The sequence below is a fragment of the Arthrobacter sp. P1_B4 genome (assembly GCF_056406555.1).
Genome location: NZ_JBFTZW010000192.1, coordinates 1 through 1,344, shown reverse-complemented (window position 1 = coordinate 1,344; position 1,344 = coordinate 1). Strand labels below are relative to the sequence as shown.

General features: G+C 63.3%; 1 protein-coding gene and 1 pseudogene. Both read right to left on the bottom strand.

Annotated features, from left to right (window positions below; all coding sequences use genetic code 11):
• Positions 1–381 (bottom strand): annotated as a pseudogene (locus AC1D1W_RS20660) (sugar ABC transporter permease); the annotation flags it as partial.
• Positions 382–388: 7 nt separating this feature from the next.
• A partial coding sequence (locus tag AC1D1W_RS20655; RefSeq protein ID WP_476944695.1) for an ABC transporter substrate-binding protein occupies positions 389–1,344 on the bottom strand: 956 nt, incomplete at its 5' end.

Below are 1,344 nucleotides of genomic sequence, written 5' to 3'. Positions count from 1 at the left end.
GAAGAACGTGGTGCCGGTGGCGGACCAGAACTGCGCGCCCAGGGTTCCCGGCGGGCAGTCCACGGTTCCGCCGGACGGAGCGGGACACTGCTGGAAGATCCAGTTGTAGTAGTTGGAGAAGCCGGCCGGGCCGCCCTCAACGAAGAGACCCGTCGCGGGGTCCAGACCGGCATCCTTTTGGAAGGACATGACAAGGGCGCTGATGATCGGGTAAACAATCACGATGCCCAAGGCGATGATGGTCGGGGCCAGGAGCCAGGAAGCCCACTTGCCCTGGCTGAGGATCTTGTTGTCCTCACCTACGCCCTTGGGGCCGTGATGGACGGGCGTACCGCCCGACGCCGGTGACTTGACCGGCGCCGGACCTAGTTCGGTTGCCATGATGAACCTACTGTCCCGCACCGGCGGACTCGATGGACTTCTGCATGTCAGACAGGGCCGCGTCTACAGTCTTCTCGCCCTTGATGGCTGAGTAGGCGTTCTCCTGGATGGCCTTGGTCACCGCCGGGTAGAACGGGGTCACGGGACGGGGAACGGCGTTCTCAATCGACGTCTTCAGCACCGGCAGGTACGGCAGTTTGGCCACAAGTTCCTTGTCCTCGTACAGCTTGGTGAGTACGGGGGCGAGGGAGCCTTGAGTGGCGAAGAACCTCTGGGATTCCTCGGAGGTGATGAACTTCAGGAAGTCAGCGGCGGTGGCCTTGTTCTTGGAATAGACGCTTACTCCGACGTTGTGGCCGCCCAGCGAGGACGCGCCGGGACCATCTGTGCCGGGGAGGGCGGTCATGCCGAGCTTGTCCGCGACCTTGGAGGAGCCTTCGGTGGTGGCCAGGTTGTAGAGGTAGGGCCAGTTGCGCAGGAACAGCAGCTTGCCGTCCTGGAAGGCCTGGCGTCCCTGTTCCTCCTGAAAGGTGATGGCTTCCGCGGGGATGTTGCCATCGGCGTAGGCCTTGGCGAGGTTCTCGAGGCCGGTCTTGGCCTCGGGGGTGTTCAGGCTCGGCTTGCCGTCTTTGTCCAGCACGGAACCGCCGGCGGAGTTGATGGCCTCAGACGCGTTGACCGTGAGCCCTTCGTACTTGCTGAACTGGCCCRCATAGCAGCCAATGTTGTTGGCCTTGGCGATGGAGCACATGCTCATCATCTCGTCCCAGGTCTTGGGCGGGGTGGGCACGAGGTCCTTGCGGTAGTACAGAATGCCGCCGTCGGAGGACTCCGGTGCCGCGTAGAGGGTGCCTTTGTAGGAGGCGCCCTCCACCGTTGATGGCAACATCCCGACGGCGTCGATTGCCATCTTGTCCTTGAGCGGCTGCAGCCAGCCCTTGGCCGCAAACTCGCCGCAAACTC